Below are 14,778 nucleotides of genomic sequence, written 5' to 3'. Positions count from 1 at the left end.
GTCCGGACGGATGGGGCACCCGCCCGTGCCACGAGAGTAAGCCCGCCGCCACGACCACCCGCGTCCCGACACGCCGCGCGCGGGGTGCGTTCACCCGACCGTCACACAGCACCTCCGCGGCGCCCGCCGACCGCCCTAGACTCCGGTGATGGGCCGACTTCCCGCACACCTCACCATCCCCACCACCCCCCTGGCCGCGCCGTCGGCGCAGGTGGTCGGCGACCACTACCGGATCACGGTGCTCACCCCCCGGCTGCTGCGGCTGGAGTACTCCCCCACCGGCAGGTTCGAGGACCGCGCCACCCAGATGGTGCTCAACCGGGCGTTCGAGCCGGCCGGCTTCCGCGTCGAGCCGGACGCGAACGGGATCCACCTGTTCACCGACGCCCTCGCGCTCGACTACGACGAGCGCCCGTTCTCGGCGTCGGGCCTCCGGGTCCGGCTGGCCGGCGCCCACGGCTACCACAGCGAGTGGCGCCACGGCGCCCGGTTCACGCCGAGCCCCTGGCAGCAGGGGAACCTCGGCGGCACCGCGCGCACCCTCGACGGCGTGGACGGGGCGCTGCCGCTGGAGGACGGGCTGGTGTCCACCACCGGCTACGCGGTGCTGGAGGACACGACGCTCGCGCTCGAGGAGTGGGTGGAGCCGCGGATCGAGGGCAACACCGACCTGTACTACTTCGGCCACGGCCACGACGCCGCCGGGGCCGTCCGCGACTTCTACCGGCTCACCGGGCCGCAGCCGCTGCTGCCGCGCTGGGCCCTGGGCAACTGGTGGAGCCGGTACTACGCCTACTCCGCGCAGGAGTACCGGGCGCTCGTGGAGCGCTTCGAGCAGGAGCACCTGCCGTTCAGCGTTGCGGTGGTCGACATGGACTGGCACTGGGTGGACGTCGACCCGTCTTACGGCCACGGCTGGACCGGCTACTCCTGGAACACCGACCTGTTCCCCGACCCTCGCGACTTCCTCTCCTGGCTGCACGAGCACGGGCTGCGGGTCTCGCTCAACCTGCACCCCGCGGACGGCGTCCGCGCCTATGAGGACCGCTACCCGCAGCTGGCCCGGCGGCTGGGCATCGACCCGGAGAGCCGGCGGGCGATCGACTTCGACGCCGCCGACCCCGGCTTCCTTGTGGCCTACCTCGAGGAGGTGCTCCACCCGCTGGAGGCCGAAGGGGTCGACTTCTGGTGGCTGGACTGGCAGCAGGGCCCGCACTCGACGATGCCGGGCCTGGATCCGCTGTGGGTGCTGAACCACATCCACCACCTCGACTCCGCGAGGGACGGGCGGCGTCCGCTCACCTTCTCCCGCTACGCCGGACCCGGCTCGCACCGGTACCCGGTGGGCTTCTCCGGCGACACGATCACCACCTGGGAGAGCCTCGACTTCCAGCCGTACTTCACCGCCACGGCCGCCAACATCGGCTACGGGTGGTGGAGCCACGACATCGGCGGCCACGCCTTCGGCTACCGCGACGACGAGCTGGCCACGCGGTGGTTCCAGCTCGGGGTGTTCTCGCCGGTCAACCGCCTGCACTCCACCAACGACCTGTTCGCGGGCAAGGAGCCGTGGAAGTACTCCGCGCCGGCCCGGGCGGCGATGGGCGAGGCGCTCCGGTTGCGGCACCGGCTGGTGCCCTACCTGTTCACGATGGCCGAGCGCGCGCACTCGGCCGGCGAGCCGCTGGTCCGCCCGCTCTACCACCTGGACCCGCGGCCGGAGGCCGTGGCCTCGCGCAACACCTTCGCCTTCGGCAGCGAGCTGCTGGTGGCGCCGATCACGTCCCCGGCCGACCGCAGCACGCTGCTCGGGCGGGTCTCCACCTGGCTCCCGGCCGGGGAGTGGACGGACTTCTTCACCGGCGTCCGCTACAGCGGGGGGCGCACGGTCACCCTGCACCGGCGGCTGGAGGGGTACCCGGTGCTGGCCAGGGCCGGCGGGATCGTCCCGCTCACCTGGCCGGGCGAGTACGGGACGCAGAACCCCGCCGCGCTCGAGGTGCACGTCTTCGCGGGCGCGGACGGCCGGCTGGCTCTCTACGAGGACGACGACGCCGCGGTGCCCCGGTCGGTCACCACCGTGATCACGTGGGACGAGGCGTCCGGCGACCTGCGGATCGCGCCGGCGTCCGGGGCCCTCGACGTCGTCCCGGCGACGCGGCGCTTCCGCGTGGTGCTGCACGGCTCGACGACGTGGACGCCGAACTGCCCGACGGCGTCCACGAGAGCGCCGCGGCCGGACCGCTCGCCGTCGAGCTGGACGTGGTGACCGCCGACGGCGCGTCGGTCAGGTTCAGCGGGCGGCGGTCGGACAACCGGGTGGAGTCACGCCTGCACGACCTGCTCAACGCCGCGCAGGTGGAGTACCGCACGAAGGAGGCCGTGTGGCGCGTCCTGCAGTCCGCCTCCGGACTGCGGCGCGTCGCGGCGATCGAGGGCCTGGAGCTTCCGGACGCGCTGCGCTCCGCGGTCTGCGAGCTCCTGCTGGCCGACGCCTGAGCTACCGGCCGTAGCGGCGCTCACGCTGGGCGTAGGAGCGCAGCGCCCGGATGAAGTCGACCTTGCGGAAGTCCGGCCACAGGGCCTCGCAGAAGTAGAACTCCGAGTGCGCCGACTGCCAGATCAGGAAGCCGGACATGCGCTGCTCCCCGGACGTGCGGATGATCAGGTCGGGGTCGGGCTGGCCCGCGGTGTAGAGGTGGTCGGCGATGTGGTCGATCTCCAGGGTCTCCGCGAGCTCCTCCAGCCGGGTGCCCTTGGTCGCCTCGCTGGCCAGCAGCGAGCGGACGGCGTCCCGCAGCTCGTGGCGTCCGCCGTAGGCGATCGCGACGTTGACGTGGGTGCCGGTGTGGCCGGAGGAGGCCTGCTCGGCGTCCCGCAGCCGGCCCGCCATGTCGTCGGGCAGCAGTGCCGGGTCGCCGACCACCTGCACGCGGTAGCTCGCGGCGAGGTCGGTGACGAGCCGCTCGATCACCCGCAGCAGCGGGGCCACCTCCTCCGCGCTGGAGCGGGTGAGGTTGTCGGTGGACAGGACCCAGAGGGTGACCACCCCGATGCCGAGGTCGGCGCACCAGTCGACGAACTCCTTCAGCTTGTCGGCGCCGGCCTGGTAGCCCACGACGAGCGGGCTGTCGGGGGCGTTGGTGCGGGCCCAGCGGCGGTTCCCGTCCGCGAGCACCGCGACGTGGCGCGGCAGCGCCGAGCGATCGAGCTGGGCGAGCAGCTGGGTCTCGTAGGCGGAGTACAGGAACCCCAGCGGCTCGAGGCGGTTCACCGCTTCGCGTATCCGGAGGCCCCACGCCATAGCTGCACCCTACCGCCCGCACCCGTGGGCCGATCCGGGCGTGGCCCTGTTGAATCGGAGAGATACCTACGCTAACGTAACTTACGACGCCGTAGGTTTCTGGAGGGACGATGGAAGAGACGGTCACCGAGGAGAAGCCCCGGCTGCGCGGCTGGCTGCACCTGGGCATGACGCCTGTGGTGCTGATCGGCGGGGTGCTGCTGGTGGTGCTCGCCCCCACCGTGGCCGGGCGCATCGGCAGCGCGGTCTGGCTGGCCGGCGCGCTGCTGCTGTTCGGCACCAGCGCCGCCTACCACCTCGGCGACTGGAAGCCCGCGACCAGGGCGGCGCTGCGCCGCTGGGACCACGCGAACATCTTCGTGTTCATCGCCGCCACCTACACGCCGCTCGCGCTCACCATGCTGCCGACAGCGGAGGCGACGAAACTGCTGGTGCTCATCTGGGCGGTGGGCGTGGTCGGGCTGGTGGTGCGGGTGTTCTGGCACACCGCCCCGCGCTGGCTGGACGTCGCCTGCTACCTGGGCATGGGCTGGGCCGGCATCGCGTGGCTCCCTGCGTTCTGGGCCCAGAGCCCCCTGGTCGTCCTGCTCATCGCCCTGGGCGGGCTGTTCTACACCGTCGGCGCGCTCATCTACGCCCGCAAGCTGCCCAACCCCTCGCCGGCGTGGTTCGGCTTCCACGAGGTGTTCCACGCCTGCACGATCGCCGCAGCGCTGGCCCACTTCGCTGCGATCGCCGTCGCACTGTTCTGAGCGGCGGGGCTACGCGCGGCTCCACAACGCCGTGCGCAGCTCGGCGAGGTCGGCGGTGGGCGCGAAGCACACCGTCCCGCGGCACACGTAGGCGGCCGGTTCGGCGCGCTCCTCGAAGTGACTGCCGAAGCCCGGCGTGCCCGCGGGTCCGGTGAGGACCGCGGTGCCGATCGGCGCCATCCGCCACGTGGCCCGTGACAGTTCGGCCAGCGGCTCGTCCGCGACCACCACGGCCACGGCGGGACGCAGGCCCGTGCGCGCCTCGTCGGCCACAAGCGCGTCGACCAGCGCGGACCCGGCGAACCGGGGCGCCTGCTCCAGCAGGCCGCGCAGCGTGAGCGCCGCCGCGTCCGCCCGTTCGGCGAGGTCGGGACGCTCCGCCAGCAGCGCCACCAGCCGCAGTGCCGCGACCAGCGCGCTCGTGCCGGACGGTGTCGGGTTGTCGCTGACGTCCCTTGCCCGGGCGAACAGCTGCTCGGCGTCCGCGGCCACGTCGTGGAACCCGCCGTCGTCCGCGCCGAACAGCTCGAGCGCCTGCGCGAGCAGCGTCTCCGCCCGCCGCAGCCACTCCGCGTCGCCGAGCGCCCCGGCGAGCCGGGCGAACCCGAGCGCCACGGCGCCGTAGTCGTCGGCGAACGCCGTCACCGGTGCCGCCTCGCCGGCCAGCGATGTGCGGTGCAGCCGCCCGTCCCAGTGGTCGCGCCACAGGCACTCGGCCGCCCCGCGGGCCAGTTCCAGCCAGCCGGGCTCGCCGAACACCTCTGCCGCCCACACCAGCGCGTCGACCGCCCAGCCGTTCCACGCCGCCACGACCTTGTCGTCACGGGCCGGCGGGAACCGTCCCTGGCGCTCGGCGAGCAGGCGCGCCGACACCGCGGCGAGCCGCTCCGGGTCGGGGTTGCCGCGCAGCTGGAGGGTCGACAGGCCGTGCTCGAACGTCCCGCCGGTGGTGACGTGGAAGACCTCCGCCGCCCACTCCGCGTCCTCGCCCAGCACGTCGGCGAGGAGGGCCGGGTCCCAGCAGTAGTAGATGCCCTCGTGCTGCATGCCGCGGCTGTCGAGGCTGTCGGCGTCCAGCGACGACGCGAACCCGCCCGAGGGCAGCAGCAGCTCGCGCTCCAGCCAGCCGACGATGCCCCGCACGACCCGCTCGAACTGCCAGCGCAGCACCGGGTCGTGGTCGGGCACCCGCCGCCAGCCGCGGGTGTACGCGCCCAGCAGCAGTGCGTTGTCGTACAGCATCTTCTCGAAGTGCGGCACCACCCAGCCGGCGTCGACGCTGTAGCGGGCGAAGCCACCCCCGACCTGGTCGTGGATGCCGCCGCGGGCCATCGCGTCCAGCGTGCGCTGGGCGACGTCGAGGGAGCCGGGCTCACCCTTCACCAGAAGCGCGTCCACGAGCAGCGGGGCAGGGAACTTCGGCGCGGTGCCGAAACCGCCGTGCAGCGGGTCGAACTCCCCGCTCACGCGGTCGAGCACCGCCCACACGTCGAGCCTGTCGCCCGAGGCGGGCAGCGGCGCGAAGGCGTCGGCCAGGTGGGTCGTGATCACCTCCGCGCTGGCCGCGGCCTCGTCCCTGCGCTGGCGCCACGCGGTGTCGATGGCCTCCAGCACCTCGGCGAAGGACGGCATGCCGCCGGTGCGCTCGGGCGGGTAGTAGGTGCCGGCGAAGAACGGCCGGGCGTCCGGGGTGAGGAAGACCGTCATCGGCCAGCCCCCCGAGCCGGTGAGGGCCTGGGTCGCCTTCATGTAGAGGGCGTCGATGTCGGGACGCTCCTCGCGGTCCACCTTGATCGCGACGAAGTTGGGGTTGACCAGTGCCGCGATCGCCGGATCGGAGAACGACTCGTGGGCCATCACGTGGCACCAGTGGCAGGCCGCGTAGCCCACCGACAGCAGGATCGGGCGACCGGACGCCGCGGCCTCCGCCAGGGCCTCCTCGCCCCACTCCCACCAGTCGATGGGGTTGTCCGCGTGCATCCGCAGGTAGGGGGACGTGGCTTCCGCTAGGCGATTCACAACCGCCAAGCATAGGCGACGGTGATCAGGTCATCGCTGCCGGCGGGACGTCGCGGAGCGTGGTGGTGAGGCGGCAGCGCCCCGTCCGCGGCGTGGTCAGGGCCGCTCGGTCGGCGACTGCGGCGCCGGGGGCTCCTCGAAGTCGATACGCCCGATGTTGCGGCGCATGCTCCAGTACAGAAAACCGAGCAGCACCAGCAGCACCACCACCATGGCCAGGGGCAGCCAGGGGGGCGTCACTAGATTGAGTAGCACCATGCCCCAAGGTTATCGGTGTCCCTGAGCCCGGCGAAGAGGTCGTCCTCTGGCAGCGTGACCGGCACGGCCGAGCGGACCAGCTGGTAGTCCTCCGTCGGCCAGCCCGCCTGCTGGATCTCCAGCGGGACGGCGAACCACCGTCCGTCCGGGTCGATCTGGGTGGCGTGGGCCAGCAGCGCGGCATTGCGGACGCCGAAGTACTGCGCGCAGGGCACGAAGGTCGTCAGCCGGGCCAGGCGCTCGGGATCCTCCCCCCACTGGGCCAGCCACTCGGCGTAGGGACGGCCGAGCCCGGCCTCGTGCATCGCGGCGTCGAGGGCGGCGTAGCGGCCGCGGTGCAGCGACATGTCGTAGTACACCTTCGGCACCCGCCACGGCTCGCCGCGTCCGGGCCAGGCGTCCGGGTCTGCCGCGGCATCGACGGCCGCCATCGACACCCGGTGGCACTGGATGTGGTCGGGATGGGGGTAGCCGCCGTTCTCGTCGTAGGTGGTCAGCACGTGGGGACGGAACTCGCGGATCACCTCCACCAGCGGACCGGCCGCGACCGCAGGATCGATCCGGGCGAACGCGTCCTCGGGGAGCTCCTCCCCCTCGTCCGGCATACCGGAGTCGACGTAGCCCAGCCACACCTGGCGGATGCCGAGGACCTCTGCGGCGCGGGCCATCTCCGCCCTCCGCAGGTCGGGCAGGTTCGCCCAGTTCTGTGGGGTGTCCATCCTGGGGTTGAGGATCGACCCCCGCTCGCCACCGGTGCAGGTGGCCACCATCACGTCCACGCCCTGGGCGACGTAGTAGGCGGTGGTGGCCGCACCCTTGCTCGACTCGTCGTCGGGGTGCGCGTGGACGTGCAGCAACCGCAGGCTCATGACCCCATTCTGCGAAACCCGGCACGTCCTTCCCAGCCTCCCGGGCAAGAATGGACACCGTGACCGACCCGGACGCCGCCGCACGCCTGGCCCGCAGGTACCCCGCCCCACCGCGACGCAGGTGGTGGATCCCCCTCGCACTCGCCCTGGCGGCCGCCGCGGTCGCCTGGCTGGTGTGGGCCGGAGGGCACGGCGCCTTCGGGGTGGTCACCGCGCGGGTCGACGCCTTCACCGTCCGCTCGGACACCCTGATCGACGTGACCGTCACCATCGACCGTCCCGATGTCGCGCAGGGCGCGCAGTGCCAGGTGTTCGCCCAGGCCGTCAGCCACGAGCGGGTCGGCGAGGTGACCGCGACCGTGGCGCCCGGCGGCGAGCGGCTCACGCAGGTCGTCGTCCCCGTGCGGACCTACCTGCGCGCGACCAGCGCGTCCGTCGAGGCGTGCCGGACGACCGGTTGAGAATCCCCCGCGGGCATCGGCTAGCCTGCAAGGCATGACTGATCCGACCACGTGGCTCACCCAGGAGGCCTTCGACCGGCTGAGCGCCGAGCTCGCCTACCTCAAGACCGAGGGACGGCAGAAGGTGTCGGCCAAGATCGCCCAGGCCCGCGAGGAGGGGGACCTCAGCGAGAACGGCGGCTACCACGCCGCCCGTGAGGAGCAGGGGCACCAGGAGGCACGGATCCGCCAGCTCACTGCCATGCTCGAGAACGCCCAGGTGGGCGAGACCCCCGCCGCCTCCGACGAGGTGACGCCCGGCGCGTCCGTGACCATCTACTACGACGACGACCCCGACGACACCGACACGTTCCTGCTCGGCTCGCGCGAGCTCGTCGGCCTCGACGACTCGGTGGACGTCGAGGTCTTCTCGCCGCAGTCACCGCTCGGCGCGGCCATCCTCGGACGCCGCGTCGGCGACACCGTCTCCTACACCGCCCCCACCGGCAAGCCCATCGAGGTCACCATCCTCGAGGTGAAGCCCTTCACCAGCTGAGCCACCCGCCCCTCTCCCGGGGGCCAGCCTCCCCGATCGAGGGCCAGCCTCCCCGCACCGACGGCCAGCCCTCCCGATCGAGGGCCAGCCTCCCCGCACCGACGGCCAGCCCTCCCGATCGAGAGCCAGCCTCCCCGCACCGACGGCCAGCCCTCCCGATCGAGAGCCAGTGTTGACGTCGAGGGCCAGCCCGTGTGTGCTGGCCCTCGGCCACAAGGCTGGCCCTCGGTGAGTGAGCGAGCTGGTGGCCAGGACTCGGCGCCAGGTCGACCCGTCCCCTCGACGCCCGCGACATCAGCCGTTCGCGAGGACGGCAGAACCCGTCCGGACGCCGCCCATAGAGCGAGAGCCATCCCCGGGCAGCGAGGGCCAGCGCTGTCGTCGAGGGCCAGCCCCTGCGGGCTGGCCCTCGGCCACAAGGCTGGCCCTCGGCCGTTCCTGGGGCGGGAGCGCCCTGTGTGGCGGAAGGGCGCGGGTTACAGGGCGGCGAGCAGCTCGGCGGCCTCGACCGGCGAGAGGGCCCCGGAGGCGACCTCACTGAGGACCTGGTCGCGGGTCATGGCGGTCACCGGCTCGGTGTCGCCGGCGAGTCCGAGCTTCACCAGCAGGGCGGTGAAGCGCGCGCGGGCGGTCGGGTAGGAGACGCCGAGGTGCTTCTCGACCTCGCGGAGGTTGCCCCGTGAGGCGAGGAAGACCCGCAGCAGCTCGGTGTCCCGCTCGTCGAGCGCACAGAAGTCGCAGTGGCCGAACTCGCCGGCCAGCTCCGAGCCGCAGTTGTGGCAGCCGAGCCGGGTCGTGACCAGCTCGCCGCCGCACACCGGGCAGTCGGACGGCGCGCGATAGCTCATCGCTCGCTCCCGGCCTTGATGTTCGCCCAGCCCATCACGACGCCGACGTCGAGGCGGGCGGAGCCGTTGCCCATGACCACCTCGTCGACCTGTCCGCTGTGCGCCCCGGTCCAGCTCACCTTGCCCAGCTGCGCCTCGCCCCGGATCGTCACGTTCGACTCATCGCCGAGCGCGACGGTCAGCTGGCCCGACTCCACGCGGACGCGCGAGCGGCCGCTGGTGATCGTCCCCTTGACGGTCGCGGAGCCGGCCTGGACCAGCACGTCGTTGACCTCGGCCACCCCCTCGAGCTCCGCGCTGCCGGCGGTCACCCGCACCTTGCCAAGGTAGGGCAGGTCGGACGTGGTCAGCTGGCCGGCGGTGACCTCGACGTCGACGATGATCGCGGGGTTGATCCGCAGGTAGAGCTCCTTGCCCAGGCCCATCGCCCGGATGTCGTCGAAGTTGCGCGGCGGCCGGAGGATGCTGAAGCCGTCGAGGGTCGGCCCGATCTCGCCGTCGCTGGTCACCTCGAGCACCGAACCGTTGCGGCGCAGCACGTGCGGCCCCTCCGCGGACGCCGTCGCCACCGACGGGTCGCCGACGATCCGGACGCGGCGTCCCACGGCGCGCACCCAGATGCGGTCCACGCCCTTGCTCCCGGTCGGACGCCGGCGGCCGGAGGCGGGCGCCTCGTCCTGGCCGAACACCTCGCGGGCGTACGGGGAGTACTGCCGGCGCGACGGCTCCTCGCCGAGTTCCTCGTTGGTCGGCTCGGCCGGCGTGGGTTCGGGGGCCGACTCCGCGGCCTTCAGGGCGTCGATGCGCCGGGCGGCCTCGGACGCGTCGATGCGGCCGGCGGCGAGTTCCTCGAGGATGGCTCCCAGATCTGCACTACTCATGCGTCCCAGCGTAGCGTGATTTTCCAGAAAGGAAAGTCGCGCTTTCTACTTTGGTAGATCAGCGGTCTCGAAGCGGTCAGGATCGAGTCCGCGCACGAACGCCACGAAGAACGCCAGCACGGGGATCGCGAGCAGCGCACCGAGGATGCCGGCCAGCGTCGAGCCGACCACGAGGCCCACCAGCACGACCAGCGGGTGCAGCGCGACCGCGCGCCCGAGCAGGATGGGCTGCAGGAAGTGGCCCTCGGCCTCCATCACCAGGACGGTGATGCCCAGCATGATCAGTGCGGTCACCGGGCCGTGCGTGACCAGGGCGAGGGCGCACGCCACCGTCCCGGCCAGGACCGCTCCGACCACCGGCACGAACGCGGTGACGAAGGTCAGCGCGAACAGCGCCAGCGGCATCGGCAGCCCGAGGACGAGGGCGCCGGCGAGGATGCCGAGCGCGTCCACAAGGGCCACCAGCACCTGCGCCCGCATGTAGGCCACCAGCGACATCCAGCCGCGCTCCGACGCACGGGCCGTGGACGCCTGGTAATGGCGTGGGACGAGCCGGGTGGTCGCGGCCCAGATCTCCCGGCCGGAGGCGAGGAAGAAGAAGGCGGCGATCAGGGCGATCGCCAGCCCGGCGAGGAAGTGGCCGATGCCGATGCCCGCGTGCGCCGCGGCACCGGCGATCGCCTCCGCGGAGTTGGACACCCAGGTCGTGAGCTGGTCGAGGTAGCCGTTCAGTTGCGCCTGGTCGATGTGCAGGGGCCCGGCCGCCAGCCAGTTCAGTAGCGCCGTCACGCCCTCCCGGGCCTTGACCCACAGCTCCGGCCACTCCTTGGCGACCTGCGCGCCGACGGTCGCGAACACGCCGACCACCACCAGGGCCATCGCCAGCAGGGAGCCGGCTGCAGCGAGGGCGGGCGGCCAGTTCCAGCCGCGAAGGACCCGGTTCAGCGGGGTCAGCAGGGCGGTCAGCAGGACGGCGACCGCGATCGGCACCGCCACGGCGGAGAAGTACTGGAGGAGCCACCACACGAGCCCGACGACGGCGGCGACGAGCAGCGTCCGCCACGCCCACTCCGAGGCGGTGACCAGCCCCTGCGGCACGCGGGAACCCGGGTCGTCGGTGCGGCGCGGTCTGGGTGTGAGCACGGCATCACTGTAGCCAGCGCCACCCCGGGGACGCCGCCCCCGCCGCTAGGGTGAGGCGGGTGAGGAAGCCCCTGCCCGAGCTCATCGCCCCCGACTGGGCCGAGGCCCTCGCCCCGATGGCCGCGCGGATCAGCGCGATGGGCGACTTCCTGCGCGCGGAGCTCGCCGCCGGGCGCGACTACCTGCCGTCCGGGCAGAACGTCCTGCGCGCCTTCTCCCGTCCGCTGGCCGACGTGAGGGTGCTGATCGTCGGCCAGGACCCCTACCCGACGCCCGGGCACCCCGTGGGGTTGTCGTTCTCGGTGGCTCCGCAGGTGCGCCCGCTGCCGCGCAGCCTGGCCAACATCTACGCGGAGCTCCAGACCGACCTCGGCATCCCGCCCGCCGCGTCCGGAGACCTCAGCGGCTGGTTCGAACAGGGCGTCCTGCTGCTCAACCGGGTGCTGACCGTGCGTCCGGGGACTCCGGGCTCCCACCGCGGCAAGGGCTGGGAGGAGGTCACCGACTGCGCGATCGACGCGCTCGCGGCCCGCGGCGGCCCGCTGGTCGCCGTCCTGTGGGGCAGGGACGCGCAGTCGCTGGGCCCGCGCCTGGCCGGCGTCCCCCTGATCACCTCGCCCCACCCCTCGCCGATGTCGGCGCACGCCGGGTTCTTCGGGTCCCGCCCGTTCAGCCGCGCGAACGCCGCGCTCCGCGCGCAGGGCGGGACGGAGATCGACTGGCGGCTGGAGCGATGAGGAATGCCGGCCCCGCCCCGGGCGTTCACACCGACGTGTTCACCGACAAGCTCCGCATGATCACCCCGCAGTCCGCACTTCCCGGACGCGACCGCCCGATCCTCACCCCCGGCACCACCTTCCACGAGGTGCTCGGCACGCCGATCGACGCCGTGCCGGACGGCGCGGAGGTCGCATACTTCGCCCTGGGTTGCTTCTGGGGCGCGGAGAAGCTCTTCTGGCAGCTGGACGGCGTCCTCACCACGGCGGTCGGCTACCAGGGCGGCTACACGCCGAACCCCACCTACGAGGAGGTCTGCAGCGGCCGCACCGGCCACGCAGAGACCGTCCGGGTGGTGTTCGACCCGCGGCGGATCAGCTACGACGCCCTGCTGCGGGTGTTCCTGGAGAACCACGACCCCACCCAGGGCATGCGCCAGGGCAACGACCACGGCACCCAGTACCGGTCGGCCGTCTACGCCACCGACCCCGGGCAGGCGGACGCCGCGCGCCGGGCGATCGCGGAGTACCAGCCGCGCCTGACCGCGTCCGGCTACGGGACGATCACCACGGAGGTCCTGCCCGCCGGGCCGTTCCACTTCGCCGAGCGCTACCACCAGCAGTACCTGGACAAGAACCCGAACGGCTACTGCCCGGTGCACGCCACGGGGGTGACCTGCGGCTGACCGGGGGTTCGCCTTGACCCTCCGCGCACCCGCCGCTTTACTGAGGGCGTTCTGCGGAGAGCGGTAGGAACGATGACGGGCATCTCCCGGCCGACCATGGCCGACGTGGGACGCGCCGCTGGCGTGTCCCCGACGACTGTGTCCCTGGTGCTCAACGGCCGCGACCTCAAGATCAGCGACGCCACGCGCGAGCGCGTCCTGGCCGCCGTCCAGGAGCTCGACTACCGGCCCAACCGCACCGCGCAGGGCCTGCGGCTGGGCACGACGAGCACGATCGGGTTCCTGACCGACGAGATCGCGATCGAGCCGTTCTCGGGCCCGATGATCGCCGCGATCCACGACCTCGCCTGGGAGCAGCGGTCCCTGCTGCTGATGGTCAACACCACCCGCAACCCCAGCCGGCTGCGGGCCGCGGTGGAGGACCTGCTGGACCGCCGGGTCGACGCGCTGATCTTCGCCGCCATGGGCACCCGGCAGGTCGAGTTCCCCGACCTGCCGTCGCAGGTCCCCGCGCTGCTCGTCAACGCCTTCACCGCGGACGCCAGGCTGCCCGCGATCCTGCCGGACGAACTGGCCGGCGGCCGCGCGGCGGTGGAGCACGTCCTCGCGCTCGGCCACCGCCGGATCGCCTTCATCGCCGGTCGCGAGGCCGCCTGGGCCACGCGGATGCGGATCAAGGGCTTCCGGGACGGACTGGAGGCGGCCGGCCTCGACCCGGACAAGAGCCCGATCTACCTCGGCAACTACCGGATCGACAGCGGCTACGACATCACGCTGCGGGCGATGAGCGTGAAGAAGCCGCCGACAGCGCTCCTTCTGGGCAACGACCAGATGGCCACCGGCGCCTACATCGCCCTCGCCCGGATGGGGCTGCGCATCCCCGACGACGTCTCTGTGGTCGGCTACGACGACGAGCCCCTCGCCGCTGACCTCTCGCCGGCGCTGACCACGGTCCGCATCCCGTTCTACGAGATGGGCCGGATCGCCGCCCAGCACACGCTGGAGGGCACCATCAGCGACCTCCCCCCGCGTACCTTCGAGCCCTGCACGATCATCCACCGCTCCTCGACCAACCCGCCGCCCGGGGAGTGAGGATCCCGGCGCAGGGACGCCGCTCGCGCCGGTGACGTGGGGGAAGTACCCCCTTGGTGTCCCGCACGGCCGCGCCTAGCCTCTGCAGGCATGTGCCGAAACATCCACACCCTGCACAACTTCGACCCGCCCGCCACCGGCGACGAGGTGCACGCCGCCGCCCTCCAGTACGTCCGCAAGGTGGCGGGGACGACCCGTCCGTCGCGGGCGAACCAGGAGGCGTTCGACGAAGCCGTGGAGGCGATCGCGCACGCGACGCACCACCTGCTCGAGCACCTGACCACCAGCGCCCCGCCGAAGAACCGCGACGAGGAGGCGGCCAAGGCGCGGGCCCGTGCGGCCACGCGTTACCCGGTCAGCGCCTGAGCGTCCCGGACGGTCGTCCCGCGCGGTGCGTCGCCGGCGGGAACGCAGGAGCGCCGACGAGCACGCGTGGACACCGCGCGGGTGCCTCGCCGCTCGTGGCGCTCCGTGTTCGGCCCTCAGGCCTGGATCCCCGCCCGCGACGCTGGGGGTGGGGACCCGGGGTCTCCCCTGCGGTCAGCCGGCCGCGGTGGCCAGCTTCTCCAGCGCATGCTCCCACTTGCGGGTGAGCGCCGCGGCGTCGAAGTAGGTGGGGATGTGTTCGTGGCGGATCTCGACGGTGGTGCCGTCCTCGGATTCGGCCAGGTCCACCTCGACGATGGTCTTGGGCGCCTCCTCCGCGGCATGCCAGCTGAACCGGATCTGCTCCAGGGGGTGGTAGGAGCGGACGACCCCGAAGGTCCCGTCCGCGGCATGCCAGCTGTCGCCCTTGTCACCGAGTTCGCCTCCGGACCCGAGCAGGGCTTCGGCGCCCTCACGGGTGACCAGGAGCTTCCAGATTTCCTTGACAGGCTTGGACACCGACCGTCGCACGGTGACGGTGGTGTCCACGGGGTTCACGAGAGTGTCGCCCTGGCTCTGTTCGATCATGAGTTACCTCGTTCCACTCAGTGGTTCGAACCGGCCCGACGGTGGGCCGGTACCCGACACCCTACTCAGGATCGGGGGGCGGGGAAGGGGGTTCACGAAGGCCGAACCGACGGCTTTTCCGGCCCTTCGGCGTGTCGCTCCCGGGCCGCCCGGGGCCGACCCGATAGACATGGGTCAGGCCGGACCAGGTATGAGATGGTCCGGCTTTCAGCTGGCCGGACGACGTCACAACAGTGACGGGTGGGACGGGCGTGAACGCC

The 14,778-nt window shown here is 72.5% G+C and carries 17 protein-coding genes; 9 read left to right on the top strand and 8 right to left on the bottom strand.

Annotated elements, in window-relative coordinates:
* Nucleotides 1-148 precede the first annotated feature (148 nt).
* A complete protein-coding gene (locus ACFQQJ_RS15480) occupies nt 149-2,269 on the top strand; it encodes a TIM-barrel domain-containing protein (RefSeq protein ID WP_377107850.1) in 2,121 nt (706 codons plus the stop codon).
* Nucleotides 2,194-2,499 carry a hypothetical protein gene (locus tag ACFQQJ_RS15475; RefSeq protein ID WP_377107848.1) on the top strand — a complete coding sequence of 102 codons (306 nt, stop codon included), beginning with the start codon at nt 2,194-2,196 and terminating at the stop codon, nt 2,497-2,499. The genes ACFQQJ_RS15480 and ACFQQJ_RS15475 overlap by 76 nt, the downstream gene beginning before the upstream one ends.
* Nucleotide 2,500: 1 nt before the next feature.
* Here ACFQQJ_RS15475 and uppS read toward each other — a convergent pair whose 3' ends face one another.
* Entirely contained in the window at nt 2,501-3,304 is an 804-nt protein-coding gene (gene uppS, locus ACFQQJ_RS15470) for a polyprenyl diphosphate synthase (RefSeq protein ID WP_377107846.1), read from the bottom strand.
* Nucleotides 3,305-3,414: 110 nt separating this feature from the next.
* On the opposite strand from uppS, the gene ACFQQJ_RS15465 reads away from it, so the two are divergent.
* Nucleotides 3,415-4,056 carry a hemolysin III family protein gene (locus ACFQQJ_RS15465; protein WP_377107844.1) on the top strand — a complete coding sequence of 214 codons (642 nt, stop codon included), beginning with the start codon at nt 3,415-3,417 and terminating at the stop codon, nt 4,054-4,056.
* Nucleotides 4,057-4,065: 9 nt separating this feature from the next.
* Here the strand turns inward: ACFQQJ_RS15465 and ACFQQJ_RS15460 are convergent, their stop codons facing one another.
* The 3 genes from ACFQQJ_RS15460 to mca all read right to left on the bottom strand — a co-directional run bounded on the left by ACFQQJ_RS15460 (nt 4,066) and on the right by mca (nt 7,202).
* A complete protein-coding gene (locus ACFQQJ_RS15460; protein ID WP_377107842.1) occupies nt 4,066-6,084 on the bottom strand; it encodes a thioredoxin domain-containing protein in 2,019 nt (672 codons plus the stop codon).
* An 87-nt stretch (nt 6,085-6,171) separates the two neighbouring features.
* The gene (locus ACFQQJ_RS15455; protein WP_377107840.1) at nt 6,172-6,333 is read right to left on the bottom strand and encodes a hypothetical protein; all 162 of its coding nucleotides are present in this window, start codon (nt 6,331-6,333) and stop codon (nt 6,172-6,174) included.
* Entirely contained in the window at nt 6,315-7,202 is an 888-nt protein-coding gene (mca, locus tag ACFQQJ_RS15450; protein WP_377107839.1) for a mycothiol conjugate amidase Mca, read from the bottom strand. The genes ACFQQJ_RS15455 and mca overlap by 19 nt, the downstream gene beginning before the upstream one ends.
* 50 nt (nt 7,203-7,252) lie before the next feature.
* On the opposite strand from mca, the gene ACFQQJ_RS15445 reads away from it, so the two are divergent.
* Nucleotides 7,253-7,663: a DUF4307 domain-containing protein gene (locus ACFQQJ_RS15445; RefSeq protein WP_377107837.1), complete on the top strand. Its 411-nt coding sequence runs from the start codon at nt 7,253-7,255 to the stop codon at nt 7,661-7,663.
* A 34-nt stretch (nt 7,664-7,697) separates the two neighbouring features.
* Nucleotides 7,698-8,198, top strand: a complete 501-nt coding sequence (gene greA, locus ACFQQJ_RS15440; RefSeq protein WP_377107836.1) for a transcription elongation factor GreA — start codon at nt 7,698-7,700, stop codon at nt 8,196-8,198.
* A gap of 476 nt (nt 8,199-8,674) precedes the next feature.
* On the opposite strand, the gene ACFQQJ_RS15435 is transcribed toward greA, so the two are convergent.
* From ACFQQJ_RS15435 to ACFQQJ_RS15425, 3 genes are read right to left on the bottom strand one after another with little or no spacing between them, the layout of a single operon-like run.
* Nucleotides 8,675-9,046: a DUF2089 domain-containing protein gene (locus tag ACFQQJ_RS15435; protein ID WP_377107833.1), complete on the bottom strand. Its 372-nt coding sequence runs from the start codon at nt 9,044-9,046 to the stop codon at nt 8,675-8,677.
* Nucleotides 9,043-9,927: a hypothetical protein gene (locus tag ACFQQJ_RS15430; RefSeq protein ID WP_377107831.1), complete on the bottom strand. Its 885-nt coding sequence runs from the start codon at nt 9,925-9,927 to the stop codon at nt 9,043-9,045. The genes ACFQQJ_RS15435 and ACFQQJ_RS15430 overlap by 4 nt, the downstream gene beginning before the upstream one ends.
* 45 nt (nt 9,928-9,972) lie before the next feature.
* Complete coding sequence (locus ACFQQJ_RS15425) at nt 9,973-11,070, bottom strand: AI-2E family transporter (protein WP_377107829.1); 1,098 nt, start codon at nt 11,068-11,070, stop codon at nt 9,973-9,975.
* Between the two features lie 59 nt (nt 11,071-11,129).
* Between ACFQQJ_RS15425 and ACFQQJ_RS15420 the strand changes: the two genes are divergently transcribed.
* The 4 genes from ACFQQJ_RS15420 to ACFQQJ_RS15405 all read left to right on the top strand — a co-directional run bounded on the left by ACFQQJ_RS15420 (nt 11,130) and on the right by ACFQQJ_RS15405 (nt 13,930).
* Nucleotides 11,130-11,807, top strand: a complete 678-nt coding sequence (locus ACFQQJ_RS15420; protein WP_377107827.1) for a uracil-DNA glycosylase — start codon at nt 11,130-11,132, stop codon at nt 11,805-11,807.
* On the top strand, nt 11,804-12,472 hold the full coding sequence (gene msrA / locus ACFQQJ_RS15415; RefSeq protein WP_377107825.1) for a peptide-methionine (S)-S-oxide reductase MsrA: 669 nt from the start codon (nt 11,804-11,806) through the stop codon (nt 12,470-12,472). The genes ACFQQJ_RS15420 and msrA overlap by 4 nt, the downstream gene beginning before the upstream one ends.
* A 72-nt stretch (nt 12,473-12,544) precedes the next feature.
* Complete coding sequence (locus tag ACFQQJ_RS15410) at nt 12,545-13,564, top strand: LacI family DNA-binding transcriptional regulator (RefSeq protein WP_377107823.1); 1,020 nt, start codon at nt 12,545-12,547, stop codon at nt 13,562-13,564.
* Between the two features lie 90 nt (nt 13,565-13,654).
* Nucleotides 13,655-13,930, top strand: coding sequence for a DUF2277 domain-containing protein (locus ACFQQJ_RS15405; RefSeq protein ID WP_377107821.1), 276 nt, complete (start codon nt 13,655-13,657; stop codon nt 13,928-13,930).
* A gap of 174 nt (nt 13,931-14,104) precedes the next feature.
* Here the strand turns inward: ACFQQJ_RS15405 and ACFQQJ_RS15400 are convergent, their stop codons facing one another.
* Nucleotides 14,105-14,518, bottom strand: coding sequence for an SRPBCC domain-containing protein (locus tag ACFQQJ_RS15400; RefSeq protein WP_377107819.1), 414 nt, complete (start codon nt 14,516-14,518; stop codon nt 14,105-14,107).
* Between the last annotated feature and the right edge of the window lie 260 nt (nt 14,519-14,778).

The sequence above is a fragment of the Propionicimonas sp. T2.31MG-18 genome (assembly GCF_964266745.1).
Lineage (GTDB): Bacteria > Actinomycetota > Actinomycetes > Propionibacteriales > Propionibacteriaceae > Propionicimonas.
The sequence above is the reverse complement of the archived record's forward strand: the minus strand, read 5'-3'. Positions and strand labels throughout refer to the sequence as shown.

Coding starts and splice junctions, on each gene's coding strand:
- ACFQQJ_RS15480 (WP_377107850.1), top strand. CDS start 149: ATGGGCCGACTTCCCGCACACCTCACCATCCCCACCACCCCCCTGGCC.
- uppS (WP_377107846.1), bottom strand. CDS start 3,304: ATGGCGTGGGGCCTCCGGATACGCGAAGCGGTGAACCGCCTCGAGCCG.
- ACFQQJ_RS15465 (WP_377107844.1), top strand. CDS start 3,415: ATGGAAGAGACGGTCACCGAGGAGAAGCCCCGGCTGCGCGGCTGGCTG.
- ACFQQJ_RS15455 (WP_377107840.1), bottom strand. CDS start 6,333: ATGGTGCTACTCAATCTAGTGACGCCCCCCTGGCTGCCCCTGGCCATG.
- mca (WP_377107839.1), bottom strand. CDS start 7,202: ATGAGCCTGCGGTTGCTGCACGTCCACGCGCACCCCGACGACGAGTCG.
- ACFQQJ_RS15445 (WP_377107837.1), top strand. CDS start 7,253: ATGGACACCGTGACCGACCCGGACGCCGCCGCACGCCTGGCCCGCAGG.
- greA (WP_377107836.1), top strand. CDS start 7,698: ATGACTGATCCGACCACGTGGCTCACCCAGGAGGCCTTCGACCGGCTG.
- ACFQQJ_RS15435 (WP_377107833.1), bottom strand. CDS start 9,046: ATGAGCTATCGCGCGCCGTCCGACTGCCCGGTGTGCGGCGGCGAGCTG.
- ACFQQJ_RS15430 (WP_377107831.1), bottom strand. CDS start 9,927: ATGAGTAGTGCAGATCTGGGAGCCATCCTCGAGGAACTCGCCGCCGGC.
- msrA (WP_377107825.1), top strand. CDS start 11,804: ATGAGGAATGCCGGCCCCGCCCCGGGCGTTCACACCGACGTGTTCACC.
- ACFQQJ_RS15410 (WP_377107823.1), top strand. CDS start 12,545: ATGACGGGCATCTCCCGGCCGACCATGGCCGACGTGGGACGCGCCGCT.
- ACFQQJ_RS15405 (WP_377107821.1), top strand. CDS start 13,655: ATGTGCCGAAACATCCACACCCTGCACAACTTCGACCCGCCCGCCACC.
- ACFQQJ_RS15400 (WP_377107819.1), bottom strand. CDS start 14,518: ATGATCGAACAGAGCCAGGGCGACACTCTCGTGAACCCCGTGGACACC.